The 22,015-nt window shown below is 47.3% G+C and carries 32 protein-coding genes and 1 other annotated feature; of the genes, 19 read left to right on the top strand and 13 right to left on the bottom strand.

What is annotated here, in order from left to right:
- Window positions 1-216: 216 nt before the first annotated feature.
- Both AY633_RS04360 and AY633_RS04355 read right to left on the bottom strand, forming a co-directional pair.
- Complete coding sequence (locus tag AY633_RS04360) at window positions 217-729, bottom strand: GNAT family N-acetyltransferase (RefSeq protein ID WP_068486823.1); 513 nt, start codon at window positions 727-729, stop codon at window positions 217-219.
- 22 nt (window positions 730-751) lie between these two features.
- Window positions 752-1,204, bottom strand: a complete 453-nt coding sequence (locus tag AY633_RS04355; protein ID WP_068486821.1) for a MarR family winged helix-turn-helix transcriptional regulator — start codon at window positions 1,202-1,204, stop codon at window positions 752-754.
- Window positions 1,205-1,300: 96 nt separating this feature from the next.
- On the opposite strand from AY633_RS04355, the gene AY633_RS04350 reads away from it, so the two are divergent.
- From AY633_RS04350 to AY633_RS04330, 5 genes are all read left to right on the top strand, one after another.
- Window positions 1,301-1,909 (top strand): YczE/YyaS/YitT family protein, encoded by a 609-nt coding sequence (locus AY633_RS04350; RefSeq protein ID WP_068486819.1) that lies wholly within the window; start codon window positions 1,301-1,303, stop codon window positions 1,907-1,909.
- Window positions 1,910-2,309: 400 nt separating this feature from the next.
- Window positions 2,310-2,858 carry a restriction endonuclease gene (locus tag AY633_RS04345; protein ID WP_186008745.1) on the top strand — a complete coding sequence of 183 codons (549 nt, stop codon included), beginning with the start codon at window positions 2,310-2,312 and terminating at the stop codon, window positions 2,856-2,858.
- Window positions 2,859-2,907: 49 nt separating this feature from the next.
- A complete protein-coding gene (locus AY633_RS04340; protein WP_068486816.1) occupies window positions 2,908-3,369 on the top strand; it encodes an NUDIX hydrolase in 462 nt (153 codons plus the stop codon).
- A gap of 26 nt (window positions 3,370-3,395) precedes the next feature.
- Window positions 3,396-3,587, top strand: a complete 192-nt coding sequence (locus AY633_RS04335) for a hypothetical protein (RefSeq protein ID WP_068486814.1) — start codon at window positions 3,396-3,398, stop codon at window positions 3,585-3,587.
- 203 nt (window positions 3,588-3,790) lie between these two features.
- Window positions 3,791-4,402 carry a hypothetical protein gene (locus AY633_RS04330; protein WP_068486813.1) on the top strand — a complete coding sequence of 204 codons (612 nt, stop codon included), beginning with the start codon at window positions 3,791-3,793 and terminating at the stop codon, window positions 4,400-4,402.
- 70 nt (window positions 4,403-4,472) lie between these two features.
- On the opposite strand, the gene AY633_RS04325 is transcribed toward AY633_RS04330, so the two are convergent.
- From AY633_RS04325 to AY633_RS04315, 3 genes are read right to left on the bottom strand one after another with little or no spacing between them, the layout of a single operon-like run.
- A complete protein-coding gene (locus AY633_RS04325) occupies window positions 4,473-4,976 on the bottom strand; it encodes a hypothetical protein (RefSeq protein WP_068486810.1) in 504 nt (167 codons plus the stop codon).
- A gap of 30 nt (window positions 4,977-5,006) precedes the next feature.
- Window positions 5,007-5,222 carry a DUF6366 family protein gene (locus AY633_RS04320; RefSeq protein ID WP_068486808.1) on the bottom strand — a complete coding sequence of 72 codons (216 nt, stop codon included), beginning with the start codon at window positions 5,220-5,222 and terminating at the stop codon, window positions 5,007-5,009.
- A gap of 59 nt (window positions 5,223-5,281) precedes the next feature.
- Window positions 5,282-5,827 (bottom strand): hypothetical protein, encoded by a 546-nt coding sequence (locus tag AY633_RS04315; protein WP_145915649.1) that lies wholly within the window; start codon window positions 5,825-5,827, stop codon window positions 5,282-5,284.
- A 197-nt stretch (window positions 5,828-6,024) separates the two neighbouring features.
- On the opposite strand from AY633_RS04315, the gene AY633_RS04310 reads away from it, so the two are divergent.
- On the top strand, window positions 6,025-6,387 hold the full coding sequence (locus AY633_RS04310) for a hypothetical protein (protein WP_186008744.1): 363 nt from the start codon (window positions 6,025-6,027) through the stop codon (window positions 6,385-6,387).
- 72 nt (window positions 6,388-6,459) lie between these two features.
- Window positions 6,460-6,701 (top strand) — a binding site (T-box leader).
- A gap of 62 nt (window positions 6,702-6,763) precedes the next feature.
- Entirely contained in the window at window positions 6,764-8,020 is a 1,257-nt protein-coding gene (locus tag AY633_RS04305) for an MFS transporter (RefSeq protein WP_068486803.1), read from the top strand.
- A gap of 283 nt (window positions 8,021-8,303) precedes the next feature.
- Here the strand turns inward: AY633_RS04305 and AY633_RS04300 are convergent, their stop codons facing one another.
- Window positions 8,304-8,756, bottom strand: coding sequence for a DUF305 domain-containing protein (locus AY633_RS04300; protein ID WP_068486801.1), 453 nt, complete (start codon window positions 8,754-8,756; stop codon window positions 8,304-8,306).
- A gap of 33 nt (window positions 8,757-8,789) precedes the next feature.
- Entirely contained in the window at window positions 8,790-9,410 is a 621-nt protein-coding gene (locus AY633_RS04295; protein ID WP_068486799.1) for a YdhK family protein, read from the bottom strand.
- A gap of 222 nt (window positions 9,411-9,632) precedes the next feature.
- Here AY633_RS04295 and AY633_RS04290 point away from each other — a divergent pair, with 222 nt between their 5' ends.
- Window positions 9,633-11,036, top strand: a complete 1,404-nt coding sequence (locus AY633_RS04290) for a sensor histidine kinase (RefSeq protein WP_068486796.1) — start codon at window positions 9,633-9,635, stop codon at window positions 11,034-11,036.
- A complete protein-coding gene (locus AY633_RS04285) occupies window positions 11,014-11,691 on the top strand; it encodes a response regulator transcription factor (RefSeq protein ID WP_068486794.1) in 678 nt (225 codons plus the stop codon). The genes AY633_RS04290 and AY633_RS04285 overlap by 23 nt, the downstream gene beginning before the upstream one ends.
- A gap of 48 nt (window positions 11,692-11,739) precedes the next feature.
- Here the strand turns inward: AY633_RS04285 and AY633_RS04280 are convergent, their stop codons facing one another.
- A complete protein-coding gene (locus tag AY633_RS04280; protein WP_068486792.1) occupies window positions 11,740-12,072 on the bottom strand; it encodes a four-helix bundle copper-binding protein in 333 nt (110 codons plus the stop codon).
- Window positions 12,073-12,286: 214 nt separating this feature from the next.
- Here AY633_RS04280 and AY633_RS04275 point away from each other — a divergent pair, with 214 nt between their 5' ends.
- Window positions 12,287-14,398, top strand: a complete 2,112-nt coding sequence (locus tag AY633_RS04275) for a heavy metal translocating P-type ATPase (RefSeq protein ID WP_068486790.1) — start codon at window positions 12,287-12,289, stop codon at window positions 14,396-14,398.
- A 121-nt stretch (window positions 14,399-14,519) separates the two neighbouring features.
- Here the strand turns inward: AY633_RS04275 and AY633_RS04270 are convergent, their stop codons facing one another.
- Complete coding sequence (locus AY633_RS04270) at window positions 14,520-15,053, bottom strand: hypothetical protein (protein ID WP_068486788.1); 534 nt, start codon at window positions 15,051-15,053, stop codon at window positions 14,520-14,522.
- 259 nt (window positions 15,054-15,312) lie between these two features.
- On the opposite strand from AY633_RS04270, the gene AY633_RS04265 reads away from it, so the two are divergent.
- The 9 genes from AY633_RS04265 (at window position 15,313) to AY633_RS04225 (ending at window position 20,008) form a co-directional block, all read left to right on the top strand.
- Window positions 15,313-16,023, top strand: coding sequence for an alpha/beta fold hydrolase (locus AY633_RS04265; RefSeq protein WP_068486786.1), 711 nt, complete (start codon window positions 15,313-15,315; stop codon window positions 16,021-16,023).
- A gap of 22 nt (window positions 16,024-16,045) precedes the next feature.
- Entirely contained in the window at window positions 16,046-16,417 is a 372-nt protein-coding gene (locus tag AY633_RS04260) for a hypothetical protein (protein WP_068486784.1), read from the top strand.
- Window positions 16,418-16,463: 46 nt separating this feature from the next.
- On the top strand, window positions 16,464-16,910 hold the full coding sequence (locus AY633_RS04255; protein ID WP_068486783.1) for an NUDIX domain-containing protein: 447 nt from the start codon (window positions 16,464-16,466) through the stop codon (window positions 16,908-16,910).
- A 28-nt stretch (window positions 16,911-16,938) separates the two neighbouring features.
- Window positions 16,939-17,355, top strand: coding sequence for an NUDIX hydrolase (locus tag AY633_RS04250; RefSeq protein ID WP_068486780.1), 417 nt, complete (start codon window positions 16,939-16,941; stop codon window positions 17,353-17,355).
- A 23-nt stretch (window positions 17,356-17,378) separates the two neighbouring features.
- Window positions 17,379-17,948 (top strand): AAA family ATPase, encoded by a 570-nt coding sequence (locus AY633_RS04245; protein ID WP_068486779.1) that lies wholly within the window; start codon window positions 17,379-17,381, stop codon window positions 17,946-17,948.
- Window positions 17,945-18,379, top strand: coding sequence for a hypothetical protein (locus AY633_RS04240; RefSeq protein ID WP_068486778.1), 435 nt, complete (start codon window positions 17,945-17,947; stop codon window positions 18,377-18,379). The genes AY633_RS04245 and AY633_RS04240 overlap by 4 nt, the downstream gene beginning before the upstream one ends.
- The gene (locus AY633_RS04235; protein ID WP_068486776.1) at window positions 18,380-18,655 is read left to right on the top strand and encodes a hypothetical protein; all 276 of its coding nucleotides are present in this window, start codon (window positions 18,380-18,382) and stop codon (window positions 18,653-18,655) included. It begins immediately after the preceding gene.
- Between the two features lie 118 nt (window positions 18,656-18,773).
- Entirely contained in the window at window positions 18,774-19,439 is a 666-nt protein-coding gene (locus tag AY633_RS04230) for a haloacid dehalogenase type II (RefSeq protein WP_068486775.1), read from the top strand.
- 65 nt (window positions 19,440-19,504) lie between these two features.
- Complete coding sequence (locus AY633_RS04225; RefSeq protein ID WP_068486773.1) at window positions 19,505-20,008, top strand: peroxiredoxin family protein; 504 nt, start codon at window positions 19,505-19,507, stop codon at window positions 20,006-20,008.
- A 50-nt stretch (window positions 20,009-20,058) separates the two neighbouring features.
- Here the strand turns inward: AY633_RS04225 and AY633_RS04220 are convergent, their stop codons facing one another.
- From AY633_RS04220 to AY633_RS04205, 4 genes are all read right to left on the bottom strand, one after another.
- Entirely contained in the window at window positions 20,059-20,436 is a 378-nt protein-coding gene (locus tag AY633_RS04220; RefSeq protein WP_068486772.1) for a VOC family protein, read from the bottom strand.
- A gap of 238 nt (window positions 20,437-20,674) precedes the next feature.
- Window positions 20,675-20,908 carry a KGG domain-containing protein gene (locus AY633_RS04215; RefSeq protein WP_068486771.1) on the bottom strand — a complete coding sequence of 78 codons (234 nt, stop codon included), beginning with the start codon at window positions 20,906-20,908 and terminating at the stop codon, window positions 20,675-20,677.
- Window positions 20,909-21,084: 176 nt separating this feature from the next.
- Complete coding sequence (locus AY633_RS04210) at window positions 21,085-21,480, bottom strand: hypothetical protein (protein WP_068486769.1); 396 nt, start codon at window positions 21,478-21,480, stop codon at window positions 21,085-21,087.
- A 42-nt stretch (window positions 21,481-21,522) separates the two neighbouring features.
- A complete protein-coding gene (locus AY633_RS04205; RefSeq protein WP_068486767.1) occupies window positions 21,523-21,885 on the bottom strand; it encodes a GNAT family N-acetyltransferase in 363 nt (120 codons plus the stop codon).
- Between the last annotated feature and the right edge of the window lie 130 nt (window positions 21,886-22,015).

Raw genomic sequence — 22,015 nt, 5'->3', positions numbered from 1 at the left:
AAGTATGGAGTAAAACTGCGTAGACTCCCGCGGGACAGCGAGACAGCCGAGACCCCGCAAGAAATGAATGAGCGAAGCTTAGCTGAGTGCATTCATTTGCGACGCATCTGCGTTAAGCAGATGTGGGAGCACAAGGGTTTCAGAGCGGCTGAGGAGGCTTGGCGCTCGCCCGCAGGAAAGCGTAGCGATTTTACGGAATCCCCATGCTCATCTACTCTACAAAGTCTTCGTCAAAATCAAATCTGTCTGCTCATCGTCGCCCATGAAAAACGAATGGCTGCCGGTTTCGACAAAGCCTTTCTTGTCGTAGAACGCACGCGCGTTGTCATTGTGCTCCCAGACGCCGAGCCAGATTTTTTCTTTTCCTAATTCATTCGCCATTTCAAACGCTCGGTTCATGAGCACTTTCCCGGCGCCGTTTTTCTGGAATTTTTTCTTGATGTAAATGCGTTCCACCTCCAACGCTTCCTCACCCATCGGCTCGGTTTGAGCATCACCGGTGTTGATCTTCAAGTAACCCGCAACTTCGCCGTCGACCATGGCAAAATAGAAATGGGACTCTGGGGTGGCGAGTTCTTTGCCGAGTTTCGGCAAGTTATAGGCCGCTTCGAGATAAATATTCATATTTTCTTCGCTATTGTGTTCATCGAAGGTCTCTTTATAAGTGAGGATGCTGATGTCCTGCAATTTCTGAAGGTCTTCTTTTGTACATTTACGTAGGCTTGCCATGGAAATTCGCTCCTTTTCATCGTTAATATTCGCGCTTATGTCCTTTTTTGACCGCTTCAAAATCGACTTCGATGTTTTGGCGGATGCGGCGCAAATAGCGTTCGACTTCTACCGCTTCTTGCTCTGTAAAACCATCGAGTGCGACCGCGTTGGAATGGTCATTTTCCCGGAGGATGAAAGGGTAGGCCTGGCGTGCTTTTTCAGTCGGATAAATTTTTCGGATTTTCTTATTATCGGGATCATTGCGTTTTTCAATAAAGCCATTGCTCTCCAACTTTTGGAGGGCGCGCGTTGCGGTGGAGCGGTCGACTTTGATTAGGTCGAGCAATTGCTCCTGGATGATACCCGGGTTTTCGCAAATGCGGACGACATATAAGTATTGCCCTTTTGTCAGCTCGAGCTCTTTAAATTCGATATTGCTGATGGAATCCAAGGCGCGGGCAATCATGCCAACTTCACGCAGAATTTCGATCATAAATTGGCTCCTTTTATTATGTTGCATTTGCAACAATAATGAATTATATTGAGTGTACAAAAATCATTCGGCCAATGCAAGAAGGGAGAGCGGAAAATGAAATATTTCTTCTATGTCTCAGGTCTATTATTATTGTCACTTGGCATTGCGCTGACCATTTTATCGGATCTCGGCACGTCTCCGTTCGATGCTTTGCTTGTTGGGCTCAGCTTCAATGTCGGATTGACGGTCGGGAGCTGGGAAATCATCATCGCCGCCATCATGATTGTCGGAAACGCCATGCTCGGCCGTCAAAGACCAGAGCTCCTCGGCATCATGACCGCCATTATCGTCGGGATCGGCATTGACCTATGGCTTCACATATTGAGCGCTATCGTTGTCCCTGAAAATGTCACCAGCCAGACGCTTTATTTTACAGCGGGCTTGTTGGCGGTAGGGGTGGGCTCAGCGATCTACCTTCACACCAATTTTGCACCGATTCCAGTGGATCGCCTGACGCTTCTTGTAAAAGAACTCGCAAAGACCAACCTGTTCGTCTCGAGAACTGCCATCTACTTGATGTTTCTCGTTTTAGCGATAGTGTTCAGCGGCCCCATCGGCATCGGGACCGTGCTGACAGTTTGCTTTGGCGGATTGATTTTGAATGCGATCATGCCTGTGACGGCGAAAACTTTGGACCGGGTATTGTTGCCTAATCATCATTAAAGAAACACCGCAAGCAATATAAATTCCCGAAGTATCGGGATTTTGTTGCTTGCGGTGTTTTAATATTTTTAACTCTGTATTGTGAGAAAGTACTTAAATGAGTATCACTCTATTACCTTGTCTTGAACTTTTCATAATAAAATCTCCACATACTTTCTCAAAGATGAAGATATCCGGAACGTTTCCGCATACCGTAGTAACTGAGGAACATTTTTCTCTTTCTTGGCTATGTCACGCTTCATGCTTTCGTTTTTGCTTTTATACTACAATGATAAAAGAATTACGTATGAACGAAAAATAATTCCTGTAGATGATGTACTAAAATTCTTTAGCTCATAATGGTTTTTATTGGTATATTTAAAGGTATAAAGGAGTTTTAATAAAACTGGAGGGGTATCTTATGGAGGGTTTTTTTAGTGGGTTTCGATTAGGTTTGGATTTGATGTGGAGTATCGCCACAGCGGATCCTCAATTGACAGGGTTTCTGGTTGTTTTTATTTTAGCTGCATTTACGCTTACATTCATCGCTAATATTCTTAAAGACCGCAAATTGAAGCGATCAGGCATATTGCAAGTAGATCAGATGAAGGGGAAAGAATTCGAAGACTATCTTCGCGTATTGTTTTTAGAAAGAGGCTATCACGTACAGATGACACCGGCCACTGGAGATTACGGCGCAGACCTCATCTTGTCGAAAGGCGGGCGGAGAATAGTTGTCCAAGCAAAACGCTATAAAAAGAAAGTCGGATTGAAAGCCGTTCAAGAAGTTTCCACGGCGAAATTGCATTATAAAGCGGATGAATGTTGGGTGGTTACGAATAGTGGCTATACGGAGCCGGCAAAGAAACTGGCAGCATCCAATGGCGTGAAATTAGTAGACCGCATAGTGCTTATGAGGTGGATGCTGGTAATGAACAAAGACAGCGCACTCAGCTATGGAGAAAGGTAGAGGAGAAATTATCAATAAAGAGAAACTATAACTAACGGGGGAAATAACCATGAATTACATTCAAGACATGCGCCAGTTGATCGGTTCGAATTTATTGATGACGGTTGGCTGTGGAATCATTATTGAACAAAATGGCCTGATTTTGCTTCAGCATCGAAAAGACCGCGACGTTTGGGGAATCCCGGGTGGGGTCATGGAGCCTGGCGAAACATTTCTCGAGACCGCCGTTCGGGAAACCTATGAAGAAACCGGGCTGCGGGCAGAAAACCTCCAGCTATTTGGCCTGTATTCCGGGGAAGAGGGCTATGCCGAATACCAAAATGGCGACCAAGTCTATAGCGTGCAAATTATTTTTCATACACAAGAGTTTTCAGGCGAGCTCATGCAAGAAGGAGCGGAAAGCCACGAGCACCGTTTCTTCAAGCCGAACGAGCTGCCGAAAATCAATTCGCATCAAGAGCGTTTTATCCAAGATTGGGTGGACAAGGCGGGCTTGCCGATAGTCAAATAAGTGCGCGTTCGTTGGGAGTGAAGCGGATGAGAGAATTTTTGAAGGATAACAGGGCCTATTATCTCTCGTTTCTTGGAGGTGCCTTCATAGCGATTATCGTCTCGGGCATTTGGGCGGATGGCGCGGGCTATGAATTTATTCCGTGGGTGCTCGGCGCCTTTTTTATTGCCGAGGTGGTTAAATTCATCGCCTGGCGGATCGAGCAGAAAGAGGAATAACAATCGACTAAGATTGTCTTATCTTTCTGAATAGAACCACCAACGCGATCACTAACACGATTAGTAAAAGCCAAGTGAACACTCCGGTCAGGAATACAGAAGTCATGACACAAGCTCCTTTCAATAATGGCGTTAAGCAGGGTGTTGCCAATTAATTGTAATTAACTCAAGCATAGCATAAGAAAGAACAGGGGATGGCGCAGATGGAAAAGGGATTTCTTGAAGAATACCAAGAATATATACGTAAAACAGGAGATAGGAAAGCCTTGTACAAAGCTGTCGCGAAGGAATACGGCGTGCAAAAAGCGATTTACCCGGGCTCTTTTATTGATATCTCTCCGTCTCTCGTCATTCCTGAAGTAACGTATATCGATAATTTCAAAGGAGCCATTCGGTTTTTTAAACAAATGGACGGCATCCAGGATTACATAGAGCAACACAAAGAGTATCCGGAGGCCTGCAAGATTTCCTTTATCGGCCAGGATTATACCGAGCCGCTTGAAATCGGGCAAGTGGATTTAATCATTTCCCAATACGCCGGGTTTGTCGGGCAGGAAACCAAGCAATACTTAAAACCGGGCGGCATTTTATTATGCAATGACAGCCATGGCGATGCCACTTTAGCCAGGTTCGATGACGACTTTGAGTTGATCGGCATCGTGAGCGACAACGATAACATAGAGCGGGACAATTTGGAGGAATACTTCAAGCTCCCGAAGGAAAAGCCGGTTGACTTTGCGCTAGTCAAAGAGAAGATGAAGGGATTGAAGTACAGCGTTGCTGCTGAGAACTATCTGTTTCGGAAAAAACCTTAACAAAACGTACAGGTTCAATGGAGGCATACAAAAACGACACAGCCAGATGCAGCTGTGTCGTTTTCTAGTTTTATGAGGAAGATACCTCCACTTGTTCATATAAAGTGATTCCAAAATAACTGTATTTGATATGAACGGTATGAATTTTTTTGTCATGTTTAACTGTGAGCGCATACGCTTCATCATCTTCAGAAGCGGTCCCGTTGTTCACTTTTTCCAAAAGGCCAGTGGGGGAAGTGCCGGTTTTAATCGTCACCTCATCAAGATCTGTAAAATCATAAGCCTGGGCTTCCGCAGATTCAAAATCATCTGTAACGACAAAGCCTTTCAGCGGATTGCTCAGTTGGATTTTCCTTTCTAGCGGCTCTTCAAAATTATTGACCGCCACTTCGGTTAATTGGAAATCGCCCCATCCTTGATTGCCAAACCCGACTGTCACAGCATGGCCGCTCTCAGTATAGGCCAAGCTGTTCGTTTCAAGCGGCGGATTGCTTTTCAAAAACATCACCGTTCCGCCGACTAGAACTACGAATACCATTAAAGTGACTACGGTGACTAAAATCTTCTTATTCAAATTCCCACTCCTTTTTGACCATCCAGTTTCTTAACCGAAAAACATTTGGTAGAAAGTATAGGCAATCAACAAAATCACCAGCAGCAAAATCACGCCGCCGATGTCTTTCCAACCCATGCCGCGTGTATCCGGCATGCCGCTCTGTGCGCGGTTGGTGGAGTCGTTGACATTGCTGCCTGCATGTTCTTTCTGGTCTTTCAGCTGAAGGCGATCGCGCTGGTCTTCGGATTTGTTGTTTTTGGCCATAGTAATTCCTCCTAAAAGTGAGTGTCCTATTGAAAATGGCAGAAGATATGAACCCAAATTCAGTTCGCTATGTCAATTTCTCTATCGTTGTTGTCATAGAGACGCAATTCCATTGGAAAAGCTGTCTGGATTGAAGCAGGCAGTTTCTCATATTTTATAACATACAATTCATTCGATACGTCTGCTGAAAAGCCGAATGATACTTCCAAGGAATCGGCGCGTATCGAATCAATTTCTAGGTCCGAATTGTCGCCATAGATGACGCCATAGCCCCCGCTTTTGGTTTGGATATCGCGATACGTAATCGCAGGTCCCCATCCGGATTCGACGATCTTGAATTTTCCGTTCCAGCCTTGCATCATGTGCGCAAAAGCGATTTCTCCACTTTTCAGTTCGAAAAGGACAACATGGGACGAAGTATGATCCACTTGGGTGGTCCTTAAAATTTCAATACTCTTTAAGGCCGCTTGTTCTTTATAGACCCATTCTGTTAAGTCTTGTTGGAGTGTTACATTATCGATCTGGTATGGGAGATAAGTCGCTGTAGCATAAGATAGAAAGAATAGGAAAACGAATACAAAAACGATGAACCACCTTTTCTTCACTTGCATCCGCTCCCTCAATAAATAGCTGTCACAGAAATGAACTTAATTGAATTATACGCAAATCATTCCAAAAAGTTCCATAGACCTATTCATTTTATTATGTGAAATTGCTCATGATTGACTATATTCTACCTAGATTATATATGATAGGATTTATTTATCAATATTTTCCATAAAATCCATATTCATCAGAACAAATGACTAGCGTCGAAACGATGAAGTCAATTGTCATGCCGGTTGTGATGATTCTGGCGAGAGGAGTGGGGAAGATGAAAAAGCTGCTTGGTTTAGTCGTCATGGCATCCATGTTGTTGGCAGGTTGCGGAAGTTTACAAGGCACCGTATCGGAAATGACCGAGGCGAGCTTTATCTTGGAAGTCGAGTCCGATGACGCACGGCAAGCCCCGACCGAAGAAATCTTCATGACCGACCATACCGAATTCATCGGCGCGGTAAGTTCGTTCGAGGAACTCAAAGAAGGCGACCGCGTCAAAGTGGCACCGTTCGACACGACACCGGACATTCCTTATTTTCTTGCCTCTCGGGTTACGGTTGAATGAATCGTGATGAAACCGGCAGAAACTTGTTATGTACCGATGGGACTGTCTCGTGGTAATCTAGTAAAAATCAAAATCAGTGCGATGAAGAGAACAGTAGCTGGCGAATCCTTTTTCTAGAGAGCTCCGGGGTGGTGGAACGGGGCAAAAGGGCGCGAGTGAAGCAAGCCTCTGAGCACCGCGTCGGAACCTAGGGGATGATGCGGCGGGAGCTCCCGTTACAGAGCTCAGGTATAGATCGAATGTACCGAATGAGGCGCATATGGCGACATATGCGCGAACAGGGGTGGCACCACGACCGGAATCTCGTCCCCAAGACAATTGTCTTGGGGGCGGGATTTTTTTCTTTGCCTCGAAGAAACAGAGAGTGGTGGCGGAGATGAAAGGGATGTGGAAAGATAAAGAGTGGCGGGAGCCGATAGTTTTACTCACAGGCATCGGCATCGCAAACTTCGGGGCGTGGGTGTATTTGATCGCCTTGAACTTAATCGTACTGGATATGACCGGATCCGCGCTTGCGGTCGCAGGACTGTATATCGTCAAACCGCTTGCTACGGTCTTGACGAACTTCTGGTCGGGCAGCGTCATCGACCGGGTCAATCAGCGCAACCTGATGATCACACTCGATCTCCTGCGTGCTGTGCTCATCGCCTGCCTGCCATTCGCTGCGTCGTTATGGCTTATCTATGCATTTGTGCTGTTAATCAATATGGCGGGATCGATGTTCGAGCCGGCATCCATGACCTATATCACCAAATTGATTCCAGAGAAAAATCGCCAGCGTTTCAATGCGCTTCGCAGTCTCATCGACTCTGGGGCGTTTCTGATCGGGCCGGCTGTCGCTGGCGTGTTATTCATGATGGGGATACCGGAAACCGCGATTTATTTAAACGCAGCCGCGCTAGTTTTTTCCGCGTTCATCCTTCGTTCCATGCCAAAACTCGAAGAAGCGGCAATCGCGATAGAAACGGCTCATCGTATGTCCTGGGAAATAATTCGGACTGACTGGCGACTCGTCCTGAATTTCAGCAAAAGCGCTCGGCTCGTTATGACGGTATTCTTTTTGTTTAGCTGCATGATGGTCATGGCGACGGCCATCGATTCGCAGGAAGCGACGTTCTCGAAACGCGTGCTCGGCCTGTCAGACGGGGAATATGGATTTCTTGTCAGTGTTGCGGGAGCGGGCATCATTTTCGGCGCGATCGTTAATACGATCTTCACAAAAAAACTAAGGCTTGTCGCATTGATCGGCGGCGGTTCGGTAATGATGTCGCTTGGCTATCTTGTCTACGCATTATCGGACTCATTCGCCGGGGCAGCGGCTGGATTTTTTATCTTGGCGTTTTCGCTCGCTTTCGCCAATATGGGCTTCCATACTTTCACGCAAAACCATATTCCAGTCGACATCATGGGGAGAACCGTCAGTGCCTTCAGCCTGGTGGAAGCGGTGCTTGTGATTGTGGCGACGGCGATCATCGGGGTGGCATCGGAACTGGTCACCGTTCAGCCGGTGGTAATTGTCTCGGTCCTCGTCATGTGCAGCATCTCGCTAGTGCTATGGGCCATGAGTTTTAAGCAATCCAAGGAAACCGGCGCAAGCCAATTTACACTTACAGGCGAAAAACCATCTACCTAAAAAAGAAAGACATGCCGAAACCCGGCATGTCTTTCTCAGGGTGTTGAAAAATTTTATGGTTTGCAATCAATATACGAGAGAGGTCTCCTATATTTATACTAAACAATCAATGACCTCGCTAAGTATTTGGAGAAGCGTTCGCTCGACTCCGGTGGATCAGCGAGACGACCGAGACCCCGCAAGACGCGAAGCGGCTGAGGAGGCTTGGGCGCGAGCCCACGGAAAGCGAGCGATAAGCTTCGGAAAATACGATTACCCGAGGTTTTCTTTGTATGTTGCTTGCTCACTCTTCCTCTTCCAAGTCTTCAATCAATTGCTTCATTTCATCGATTTCCTTGCGCTGTGCTTCGATGATTTCATCCGCCAGTTGTCTCACGCGAGGGTCTGAAATGTTCGCGCGTTCGCTCGTCAAGATCGCGATCGAGTGGTGGGGGATCATCGCTTTCATCCAGCCGGTATCTTCAATAAGCACTTGGCTGCGCACGAGATACAGCGAGAGGGCAAAAACCAAGGCGCTGCCGGCAAGAATCCCGGCATTCGCTTTCTTGTTCTTGTACATCGGCCACATGAACAACAGCATGACAATCGCCATCACCGAGCCCATGATCAGCGCCATATAAAGCCGTGTTTCACTATAAAAAATATGGTCCAGCTGGAACACATTCAAATACATCAGCCAATACATAATGAAGGTAGAAGTTCCGATCATGATGCCAAATTTTAAGTACTTGTTCATCACACTCTCTCCTTTTTTATGGTTTGTTGGAAATTATTCGACAGGCGCCAACTCATCTTCTGTCACCCATTTATGGTTCGTCACTTGTTCGCCGCTATCGGTGGCCGTGAAGTCAACCATATAAACTGTTGTTTGTTGTGCAGAATCGATCGTCGCCGTTACGCCGTCCATGCCTTGCATATGCTCCGCATCGAGTACGGCTTCATCGCCTTCTTGGAATGGCTCACCGCCGGCATTCTCTAACTCTTCATGGATGACCCATTTATGGTCCTCGACCGGCTCTCCACCGCCCTCTGGTGTATAGCTGACCGCATAAACGGTGGTATCATAAGCGCCAGCAATCGTTGCTTCGGCATCTTTCATGCCGCTCATGTGATCGGTCGTGATAATGGCCTGAGATCCGGTGGGGTATGTTGGATCTTGGGCTTCCTGTAAACCATCCGGGACTTCACCGGAGCTGGAGTGGTCCATCATATGGCCGTCTTCATCCCCCATCTGCTCGTCCATCTGTTCTTCCATATTCTCGTGGTTCTCTTCCATGTTTTCATCCATTTGCTCATCCATATCCATTGGAGTAGGATCAGCTTGGCATGCGCTTAGTGCCAGGGCAGCAAAAACAGAAGCTGCAGCCATTGTCATTTTGTTCTTTGCCATTGTAAATTCCTCATTTCTTTTATCTCTTCTTAAGTAAGCTACCCCGAATGTTTGCATAAACTGTGCACAAACCGTGACAATTTGATTCAGTTGCCGACAGTGGGGAAATTCTTTTCTTTCTTTGTTTCCTGCACAAAAAATCGAGAACTTTCCCGTATAGTAAAGATAATAGGCACACCAAAGAATGCGCACGTCTACCGCTATAATTGAAAGAGGGAGTCTATGTTAAATAAACTGGCATTAAAAATCGGCTTATTGTTTTTCGTGTTCATCGTCAGTATTGAATTATTCTTGTTCTCAACACTGTACTTCACCTTCGTCAATGAACGCGTTGATGAAGTGATGTCGAATTTATTGGCGCGGGGCAATACGCATAGTGAGGTGCTCGAGGACAGTTTCAATGACACCACGTTGTCGCACGTGGCAATGATGGAATCGTCATCGGATTTTATCGTCATCATCACGGACGAAGCGGGCGAGGAACTGACCCATTCCGATCAGATCGAACCGGAGATGCGTGAAGTGCTCGGCCATACCGATATCGAAGAAGTTCCGGAACAAGGAGAAATCCTCGAAGACAATTGGCAGGACGAACGCTTTATCGCTACCGACAGTCCCATCACCATCGGGGGTGAGCACCAGGGGCATGTGCTGATGTTCGCGGAAACGAGTCAAATCAAGGAAATGGTCGAGCGTATGAGAAACCAATTCATTCTCGGCGGCCTTATTTCGATCGTTCTGACGGTCATCACCATTTTCCTCTTGTCGCGTTTGATCACTTTGCCGCTTATTCGCATCAAAAAAGCGACCGAACAACTCGGCAAAGGGCAAGGCGGAGTGGCGCTCGATATCGAACGCAACGACGAACTGGGAGAACTCGCGAACGCCATCACCCGGCTGTCGACTGACCTGGACCGCTTAAAGCAAGAACGCAACGATTTTCTGGCAAGCATCTCGCATGAACTTCGTACGCCGCTCACCTATATGAAAGGCTATGCCGATATCGCAAGCCGGCCGGGGCTATCAGAACAAGAACGCCAGGAATACCTTGCCATCATCCGAGAAGAAACCGGCCATTTAACGGTGCTCATCAAGCAATTGTTCGAACTCGCTCAGCTGGACCATAACCAATTTTCCATCCAACGAGAGCTTGTGCCAATTGATGCCCTGTGCCATACCGTGGCATCGCTTGTGCGGCCGGCATTTGATGAAAAAAACATTTCATTCACGGTCGAATGCGAACCAGACCTTACCGCTTGGATCGACCCGGCACGTTTCCAGCAAGTGCTGCTCAATATTCTCGACAATGCGCGCAAGCACTCGGAGCCGAACACGACAGTGACGTTAGAAGCGAGACAAGACGAAACTTCTATTCTCATCAGCGTAATAGACGAGGGCGAAGGCATTCCGCAACAAGACGTGCCGTTTGTCTTCGACCGCTTGTACCGCGTCGACAAATCCAGATCCCGGCAGTCCGGCGGCAGTGGGCTTGGCCTCGCCATCGCCAAGGAACTGGTCGAATCCCACGGCGGGCGCATCAGCATCGATTCCGAGCCGGATGCTGGAACAACGGTGACGATTCAATTGGAAAGAGGGGAGAACGATGCAGAAAATCCTATTGGTTGATGATGAACGGCGCATGCTCGATTTATTGTCGCTGTATTTAACGCCTCATCAATATTCTTGCACCAAAGCTCAAGGGGCGCAGGAAGCGCTACGCTATTTGGACTCACAGGCGTTTGACTTGGTGCTGCTCGATATCATGATGCCGGACATGAGCGGCTTTGAGCTATGTGCGAAAATCCGGGACTTTTCCGATGTGCCGATTATTATGCTGACAGCGCGCGAACAGCAGGAAGACATCGTCAAAGGCCTCAAGCTTGGGGCGGATGATTACATCACCAAGCCGTTCAATGAAGAAGAATTGCTCGCCCGCATCGAAGCGCTGCTCAGGCGGCAGGCGCCGAAAAATATTATTGAAGTGGGCGGCTTGAAATGGAATGAAGAACGATTTGAGCTGAGCTATTTGGGCGCGCCCATCAAACTGACGCCGAAAGAATTTTTCATGGTCGGGCAGTTAGTGAAGAACCCCGGCAAAGTATTTTCACGCGACCAATTGATTTTGCTCATCTGGGGTTATGACTCGGAAACAGAAGGGCGCACGATCGACTCCCACGTCCGCAACGTCCGGGAGAAAATCCGTCAATCTGGCTTTCCGGTCGACAAGCATTTCCTCACCGTATGGGGCGTCGGCTATAAATGGTTGAACGAAACAGAATAACTACACAAAGAAATCCATCCGGAATATTTCCGGATGGATTTCTTTGTCTTATGCGATTGAACGGCATGCTTCTGCGCATCTGTGGCACGCTTCCGCACAGTGGTTGCAATGATCGTGCATATCGGCGTGTTTCTGGCACTCGTCTCCACATGTCTGGCAGATCTCTGCACACACTTTGGCCAGTTGTGAGACGAAAGGTGAATTGCGGGTAATTGCTTGTTCGAGATAAGCGCACATATCTGCACATTCCCGGTCAAGCCGGATGCATTCCGCCATCATCTTAACCTCGTCTTCCTTTAGGCAAGCGTCGAAGCAATGGTTGCACGCTGCCATACACTCGTGCAGCGTTTCGAGCAATTGTTGGGGTTGTTCGTGAGCCATTTCAAAAACCTCCTTAGTAGATTTAACTTGTCAGTAAGGAGATTTCCCGCTCGACCTGAAAGTAAACGGAATGTGTCAAACTCCATGGAAATTCCATAGAAACTGCACAAACCCCCGAATAAGGCATATTTGGCTATTCTCGACAATTTCTCGATAGTTAACGCTTATAATGAACAGCAAGAGAACCGAAAAATGATTCAAGAGGTGAAGGCTAATGGCAAAACATGACGAAACCAAAACGCATACAGCTGATCAATCATCAGGTACAGATCATCACGGCATGCATCAAGACAATTCAGCCGTCCAAAAAGAGCATGTGCACACTGATCATAAGCACAAAGAACATGAAGGTCACGGAAGCGGACATGGCCATCATGGGCACGGGGGACACGAGGACATGGTGGAGGATTTCAAGAAGCGCTTTTTCATTTCGCTGATTTTGACTCTCCCCGTACTTGCGATTTCGCCAATGATTCAGCATTTTCTCGGCGTTGATTGGCGCTTCGATAACGACATGTATGTGTTGTTCGCCTTATCGACCATCGTCTTTTTCTACGGCGGCTGGCCATTTCTCACAGGCGGCATCGCAGAGTTGAAAGATAAAAATCCAGGCATGATGACCTTGATTGCGCTCGCGATCACCATCGCCTACAGCTATAGCACGCTCGTCGTGTTCGGGTGGGACGGCAATCAGCTGTACTGGGAGCTCGCGACGCTCGTCGTCATCATGTTGCTAGGGCATTGGATTGAAATGCGTTCCATTATGGGGGCGTCGAATGCGCTCGAACAGCTTGTCAAATTGATGCCGAATGAAGCACATCGTTTGAATGACGACAAACAAGTTGAAGATGTGCCTTTGTCCGAAATCCGCAACAAGGATTGGGTACTGGTCAAGCCGGGTGAGAAAATCCCGGTCGACGGCGTCATCGTCGAAGGCCGTTCCGCAATCGATGAATCGATGCTAACGGGTGAATCGATCCCGGTTGAAAAAGAGGATGGTGACACGGTCATCGGCGGCTCGGTCAATAAAGAAGGCTCACTCGTCGTGGAAGTCGAGAAGACAGGAGAAGATTCGTATTTGTCCCAAGTCATCACGATGGTCAAAGAAGCACAGGAATCGAAGTCGAGGACGCAGGATTTAACGAATCGTGCCGCCAAATGGCTGTTTTATTTGGCGCTCACTGCCGGATTTGCCACACTGTTCGCTTGGCTCGCACTCGGCTATTCCTTTGATATTGCTATCGAACGCATGGTGACGGTCATGGTCATCACTTGTCCGCATGCACTCGGTCTCGCAGCGCCGCTCGTCGTCGCAGTATCGACATCGATTTCAGCGAAGCAAGGCTTATTAATTCGCAACCGTGCCGATTTTGAGGGCGCACGCAATTTGAACGCCGTTGTCTTCGATAAAACGGGAACCCTGACGAAGGGTGAGTTTGGGGTCACCGACATTATCGCAAGTAACGGATACAGCAAAGAACAAGTATTGCAGCTCGCCGCAGCTATCGAGCAGAACTCGGAACACCCGATTGCGACGGGAATCGTCCAATCGGCAAAAGAGCGCAACTTGGCGATCGGCAAAGTCACCGATTTCGAATCGATCACCGGTAAAGGCATACAAGGCCAACTAGAGGGCACAAAGATCAACGTCGTCAGCCCCGGCTATATTAAAGGGGAGAACTTGCCTTATGACGAATCCGTCTTTAACGCATTATCAGAAGAAGGCAAGACAGTTGTCTTCGTCTTGGCTGATAACAAGCTTGCTGGCATGATTGCTCTTGCCGATATGGTACGTGATACAGCAAAACAAGCAGTTGCGGCCTTGAAAGAAAAAGGCATCCATTCGATCATGCTGACGGGTGACAATCAAAAAGTCGCCAACTGGGTCGCCGCACAGCTCGGCATCGAGGAAGTTTACGCCGAAGTGCTGCCGGACGACAAAGCGAACCAAATCAAGAAAATCAAAGACAAAGGCTGGCGTGTTGCCATGACCGGAGACGGCGTGAACGACGCCCCAGCACTTGCGACGGCCGACCTCGGCATCGCAATCGGCGCAGGAACCGACGTTGCGATGGAAACGGCAGACGTCGTGCTCGTCAAAAGCAATCCGAACGATGTCGTCGCACTCATTGATTTGTCGAAAAAAACCTACCGTAAAATGATTCAGAACCTTTGGTGGGCAACAGGCTACAATATTTTCGCCATTCCGCTCGCGGCCGGTGTCCTGGCACCGTGGGGAATCATCGTCAGTCCAGCTGTCGGTGCCGTTTTCATGAGTTTGAGCACGGTTATCGTCGCAATCAATGCGAAACTGTTAAAAGCGTAAAGAATATGCAAAAGAGCCTATACTCTTGACAGAGTATAGGCTCTTTTAAAGTAGTTAGATAAAAATGAAAAGAAGAACGTTTTAGGCGACTTAATAGCAAATGAACGAAGCATAGTCAAAGCTAAACCCCCATTTTAATTTGGGGAAATGTCTTTTTTCGCAAAACCTCATCAAACACGAAAAAGACCACTGCCACAATTACCGCGAAGTACATAAGCGGTCCGAGAAACAGGTAAGACAAGAGGCCAAACCCCAAATGAATAAGAAAAGCGAGCGGAAGCCGGTAGCGTGTTGTCTGGGCAGTTACTAAATCAGAAAACGACGAAACCGGAATCCCGTAAACGACGCTTCCAAATAAGAAAATGACAAACAAGAAAAAAATAAACCCAAACGCTGCGAAATCCATCCCTTTATCTAGCAGCATTGAACCCATAATCATAAGTAAACCGCAAGCCGTCAAAAAAACGGAAGCGTAGAGGGCGGCCTTGCCTTTTCGAAAGAGCGCCTCGTCCTTATAGAGCTTTTTGCGAATGAACGGCAAAGATGTCAACACGATTAAACTTAGGGTGATTTTCAACTGGATCTCAAAAAAGCTGCCCCATATCACAAATGCCAAAATAGATAAAACGAGTATGTATAAAAAAGCTCTGTACATGCGGATTCCCCCTGTCCTTATTGTAACGGATGCAGGGGGTGGACAGGTGAACCGAATTGCATCTGCCTCATCTATAGTTTGACACAGGTAGCATTCTTCCTGTTGATGCTATTAGACCACTCGATCGGATAAAAATATAAGGCTTATTACTGAATTATCTGTTAAAGTAAGTTATACTAGAATTACCCATATTTTCAATAATATCTAATCTTAATAATGATTTACGCATCTATTTCATTCAACGAAAAGGGGCGATAAAATGATCTTGCATACCGAAAGCTTTGGAACTGGCGAGCCACTGGTGTTTTTACATAATGGCTTATTAACAGGGCTTACTGATTTTGAGTTTCAGCGAGATCATCTTAAAGATCGCTACCATGTTGTTTTGCCTGATCTGCGGGGGCATGGAGAATCGGTCAGCGACAAACTGGACCGATTTTTTGAAGACAATGCGGCCGATTTGGCAGAAACCTTCGACCATCTAGGCATCGAATCTGCTCATATTATCGGTGCGTCGCTCGGGGCTTTGGTCGGCATATTTTTCGCGAAACGGTACCCTGCGAAAGTGAAAAGCCTGGTAATCTCCGGCGTGATTGCCGAGAAACCAGACAATTGGCCGGAATTGCACAAGCAGGAGACTCACAAATGGCGACAAATTTTGCATTACGCAGAAGCCGTCACTTACTATAATCAAATGCACAAAGCCGATTGGCGCAAGTTCATCGAAATGGGGCAGTCCGAGGACTGGTATCCCTTTGAAGAAACGCAAGACCTGTCGGATATTGACGCACCGGTTCTATGCATGGCAGGTGAAGGAAACCCGAACGAAACGAAAAGCGTCCTGTATTACTCAGGAAAGCATGAGCATGTGCACGCCTCGGTCATTCCGTTCGCGTCTCATCTGGTTCATGCCGAACAAGCGGATTTGCATACCAAAACACTCGAATTGTTCCTAAGTCAGATCGACTAATCGGGAGAGGGGTTCGTGTCTCATGAGAAAAGTAATTTACCTGTTGGCAATGCTGTTTGTTCTCGGCGGCTGTTCAGAAGGCGACCGCTATCAATTCAATGGAAGCAGCGATAATTGGGATGTCTTTTACACGGTGGATGTGACTTCAGAAGACAGCAAAGAAGCAACCGGCAAAATCGTCTACACCGGCCAAGACCCAGTGCCTGAAACGATTATCTATTCCATCGAATCAACTGCAGGAGGAACCAGTGCCAATGTCGCTGTCGGTGAAGGGGAAGTAGTGGTCGGCAAGAGCGCCTGCGAAGGCTGTGCGGTCATCCAGCGCGGCGAGGAACTGGATGTACAGATCAAATGGGACGGCCAAGTGGAAGAAATTGCATTGACGACCGAATGACAGTGTTAGATTTTCAAACGTGAGGCACGACAGAGGAGAGTTTTCGATGAACACAACAAGAAGCCATGGGTTTCAATTTCTGGATTTTTTATTTGTGGAAGAACAAGACATTCTTCAGTTTGAGTCCATTGCAGGGTCGTTTGCAGTTGTTCGATGCGGCGGCAAAACGCTCATGGTCTACAACAAATGGCGACAGCAATGGGAATTGCCGGCTGGCGCGAGAGAAGGACAGGAAACCTCAAAAGAGTGTGCCATCCGGGAGTTATACGAAGAATCAGGACAGCAGCTTGAGGACTTGGAGTTCAAAGGCTTGCTCAAACTTCAGCACACAGATACGCAGGAAATCAAATACAATCCTGTTTTTCTCGGAACGGTAGAGAAGCTGAAGCCCTTTATTCCAAATGATGAAACAACGGAAATGAAGCTATGGGACACAAAAGAAGAAATTGGCGTACTGGATGAAATGGACATCAAAATTCTCGATTATATTTAAGGTAAACCAATACATGGAGGGTAGCGGTGTGAAAGAAGCTAAAAAATATTGGCGGGGTACGGCTGGAGTGGTCATTGAGAGTGGCAAGATCCTCATGGTGAAGTCAAAGACATCTGGCAAGTGGAGCATCCCGTCTGGAGAAATTGAAATAGGCGAATCCCCGCAGGAAGCGTGTGTGAGGGAAGTGTGGGAAGAAACGGGCTTTCACATCGATGTGAAAGAACAGCTGCATACGAAAAACGTGCAAATTGGCCAGTACGAAGTCACCAGCCATTACTTTCTGTGCAAGGTGGTCTCAGGCAATCTATGTTATCAGGACCCTGATTACGAAATCGAAGAAATTGCATGGCAAACCGAGGCAGAACTGAAAGAAGTGCTTCACGATTACCCAGAAGATCAAGAACACCTCATTGCGTTCATGAATCGCGCAGCTTCCGTCTTGTGAAATACGTGCAAGGAGTGGCATCCATGAACCGAGTAGCGGTGATGACGGTCGGCAAAACCCATAGCGGCAAAACGACATTTGCCCAAGCACTCGAGCGGCGACTGGCCAATGCCATCGTCATCGACCAGGACAATCACGCAGAAATCTTGCGGAACTATTATCCAGCGCTGGTCCCCAAGCAAGGGGCGAATGCGATCAAGTATGCCCTGACGCAGACCATCGTCGATTATGCGGTCGATCAAACCGATTGCCACATCATTTTGTGCAACGCCAATCGCAACCGAAAAGGCCGCTTGAAGCTGTTGGAGTTTTACCAAAGCAAAGGTTTCACGACTATTTTGATGAACTTTGACATCGCGGACAGTGTGCTCGAAGCGAGAATCGATCGAGCCCGGCGTGATACTTCCATCTTGCGCACTGTTGCTTCCTTTTGCGATGTGCTTGAGCGGCAACGAGTCGAATCTCTCGAGGGCCCCGGCGTTACGCCCACACCAGGCGAAGCGGATTATTTGTTTACCGTAGCGAATGAACAGCAAATCGAAGCCGCTATTTCAGCAATCCTCGAACTAGCCGCAAGGGGAGAAAGCTCATGAAGAAACTGTCGGTCGTGCTGATGTGCTTGTTCGTAGCGTTCGTTTTATCAGCGTGCCAGAACAGCTTAATTGGCGCCGAACAACGGAACGCGGACAAACTCATCTTGTACCAAATGGAGCGTTTCGGGGAATTGAGAGAAAGCACGCGTACCGAAGTGACCGATGCACAAACGATTGAGTTATTCGCCGATGCCATTTCGCGTGCCGATAAACTCCAGGGCGTGGCGGATGTAGTGGATCCGGATTTCCAACTGGACTTCGGAGGAAAGACATTCTATTTATGGGTATCAGCAGATCAAGTTTCCGTCATGGACGAGTCCGATACTCACGCGCTCTATACGTTAAAAGAAAAAGATGCCGAGGAACTCTATAGCTATCTGTCGTCAGAAAATCTGCTCGATGGATTGACTGAGCATAAGGGAGCCAGGTAAATGAAGAAGTTTTTCCTATCCACAGCTGGTGGGCTCGTTCTTGGCCTCTTCCTATCGTTCACTTTCATGGACTACGAAAGCAGCTGGATGCATCATACCCAAAGAGCGGGCGCTGACCAAGTGGTGAAAGAAATGGATTTCGATTTTGTCTTCTTTTCCACAATTCTTGTGCTCGTTATTTTCATACTCATCTTTGCAGTCTGGACTTTCATCGAAAAGAAAAAGGATGAAAGCTTCATCAGGAACTTGGAAAATGATAAAAAACGAGACAACTAAAATTTCTCTGAAGCATCTCACAGCAGATGCTTTTTTCTATGCCGTTATTTTTTCGTTCAAACGGGGATACAAGGAAAAGCAGTGAAATTCATTAGCGAAATAAGAGGAGGACCATCACATGGATAAACCGATCAAAGCGTTCGTCTTCGATGTGTATGGCACATTGTTCGACGTCATCGCCATCAAAGAGCAATGCGAAGAGGTGTTTCCCAGCCACGGCGACGCCATTAGCCAAACCTGGCGCACGAAACAAGTGGAATATTTCATGATGCGCCAGCTTATGGGAAAATATGATACCTTGTACGCCGGCACCCGCAGTGCCTTGAAATACGCGCTGGAAGACGAAGGGCTCGAAACGACAGATGACATCGAGCGGCAATTGATGGACGCTTACTTGCATTTGCCGCTTTATGAAGAATCGGAAGCGGTATTGAAACAACTACAGGACCATCAACTCGTCGTGTTCTCGAACGGTTCGCACGATATGCTCGACCCTTTGATCGAAAACGCTGGGATCAAGGACTTGCTAGACAAAGCTGTCAGTGTCGATGAGATCAAGCAGTTCAAGCCGGCACCGGCCGCGTATCAATACGTGTTGGGCCAATTGCAGCTGGAGCGCGACGAAATCCTGTTCATGTCATCAAACGGCTGGGACATCTCCGGCGCGAAAAACTTTGGCTTCCGTACCGCCTGGATCAACCGCAAAGGGGTGCCGGTCGAACAGCTTGGCTTGGAGCCGGACTATGTGTTTGAGGATCTGAACGGCTTGCTCCAATGGAAATAAAGTGCAGAAAAGGTTAAAACCGATTATTCCGGGTAAACTACTTATATAATAGAGGAGGCATTTTCATGAATAGATTACAATTAGGGGATTCAGCCCCATCATTTACATTGCCGCGCGCTGAAGGCGGAGACTACTCACTACAACAGGATTTATCTGAACGCAAAGGCTGGCGCTTCGTCATTTTCTTCAGAGGCTCATGGTGCCCAGTATGTAACGAAGAATTACAGGATATCCAGGAAAACTTGTCGTATTTTGAAGGCAAGGACATCCATTTCACGTTCGTGTCAACAGACAACCAGCAAGACCTTAACGAAATGAAAGAAAAGCACGGCTTGACCTCTCCAATCTTGGCCGATGCAACAGAAGACATCCTGAAACAATACGGTGTCTACTATCATGGAGAAGACGCGTTGTACGAAGATCACGGCATTCACGGCGAGCCAGCGTATTACTTGCTCGACGAAGAAGGCAAGCTTATGTACCAGCAGCAACAAACGAGCCCATTCGGCCGTCCGCATTCAAAAGAATTGCGTAAAATCGCTGCATACATCCGCAAAAACCTAAAATAATAGTACACAAAAGAGCTTGGAGGATATTCTCCAAGCTCTTTTTTCATGGGTCAACGCGTCTCGAGCACCGCGAAATAATTGCCTTCCGCATCTGCGAAATTGAATGTCCGGCCGGTCGGCATTTCGATGATATCGCCGACCGTGACGCCTTTATCGGCGAGTCCGTTGCGCAGCTGTTCAAACTGGTCTGCATAAAACAATAAAGACGGTGTCTCCAAGCTCAAGCCTGTATCCATCTGCTCGAGTAAATTCTTGTCTTGCAAGACGAAGCTAGTCTCTGCACCGTTGCGAGGCGCGATTTCGACCCATCGCATGCCGTCGGTTTCCGCGTCCTGTATGACCACAAAGTCCATCTTTTCTGTCCAAAATGCGACTGTTGCGTCCTGATCGCGTACATACACCATGACCTGTCCAATTTTTGAAATCATCGATTGGCCTCCTCTGAATATCATGATAAATCACGTCCCTTATACATTCGGTGGGGACGGGCAAAACCCTTCCACGAGCGAGGTGGAGCGAAACTCATTCCTTTTACCATTAAGCATACACTCCGAAAAACGCTTAAAAAAGCAAACAACTCCCGGGAAAGCTTTTAATGCTTTTCCGGGAGTTGCTTTATATGAATTCAACCAGCTGTAAAAGCCTGGTCAAAGTGCCGACTGGCCATTAGGAGTTGCCGCTGCTTTTGCCGCCTTTACGGCCTGCTTCTTCTCTGCTCATCTTATTGTCATTATTGGAGTTGTTCCCGCTAGTGGAATTCCCTCCGCTATTGCTGTTTTGTCCACCTTTAGATCCGATTTCTTCGTAGAATTCCTTGTTATGGCTGTTTGATGTTGCTTCTCCGCCTTGGCGTCCTGCTTCTTCTCTGCTCATTTTGTTTCCATCATTTTGGTTTGCCATGTTCAATTCCTCCTTGAAATAGATTGTGGTGATGTGTTGTGCGCACATTACATCTATATCCATTTATCCCATTATTAAACATTGCTTTTGTACCGAATATGAGAATCCGACTTTCTTACTTCTCCTTTTCCAAAAGGAGGCTAGCCATAAGAAATTCTTTCAATGCTCAGCCGCCTTTACTCTTCAAGCGCGCCAAAAGCAGCTGCTAGGCGGGCTGCGAAATCTTCAGGCGCTTCGACCGATTCCATGCACACGCTGATGATATGCGGATTGACGTGCTGCCACTGGCGGTAATCGGTCGGTAAGGGGATGCGGAAATCCTTCAAGGAAAAGATGAAACAAGGATATTCTTCCGGCAGCAAAAAGATTTCAGCACGATTCAAGGCTGTGCCATCCGCATTCATTTTCTCGAATGAAATATCGTGTTCGATGATGCAAGTAAAACATTGCCGATCCCGCCAAATTTTCATTTCACGGGATTTTTTAATGATTGTCTGGCTAGCTGAAACCTCGATTTCCCCACCTAAATAGGATTTGAGCTTTTCGACTGCGTTTGCTGATAAAGTCTCCATGTCCTTCTTCCTTTCTACGGGTAATGGACCCAGCTCGTGAAATCACCCCAATAGCGATTGTTTCTGCCAGCATTTGTTCAGGAAGTTTTTCGTCTCCTGAGTCGAACACATCGCTAAGTGAAGATGCAGTTCCTGGACGCCGTGCACCAAGGAACTGCCGATTCCCTGGTTGCGGAAAGAAGGGTGAACGGAGATATGGTGCACAGCGAATGTTTGTTTCTGTTTATGAATGCCGATTACCCCAACCACTTTCTCGTGATGCTGCCATACATACAAATGGCGCTCAGGAAGCACTTCATAAGCGCTGAGCAATTGCCGGACGGGAATTCCTGTGTGGACTGCCGGCAGATCGGAAAATAACAGCATTACGCCTTCCTGGTGGCATGGTTCATATTCAATCATCATTCAAACCCCTCCTTTTTAACTGTTATCCATGACAAAAATCCATAAAAAAACGCCAAAAAGAATAGAGCATTCTTTTTGGCGCTACCTCTAGCACTGTGTCTAGTGTATACAACCGGTTCGTTATTGGATT

It is taken from the genome of Planococcus maritimus (assembly GCF_001592825.1).
In the GTDB taxonomy this organism is placed as follows: domain Bacteria; phylum Bacillota; class Bacilli; order Bacillales_A; family Planococcaceae; genus Planococcus; species Planococcus maritimus_C.
Note: the sequence above shows the minus strand (reverse complement) of the source record. Positions and strands in the feature narration are given on the sequence as shown.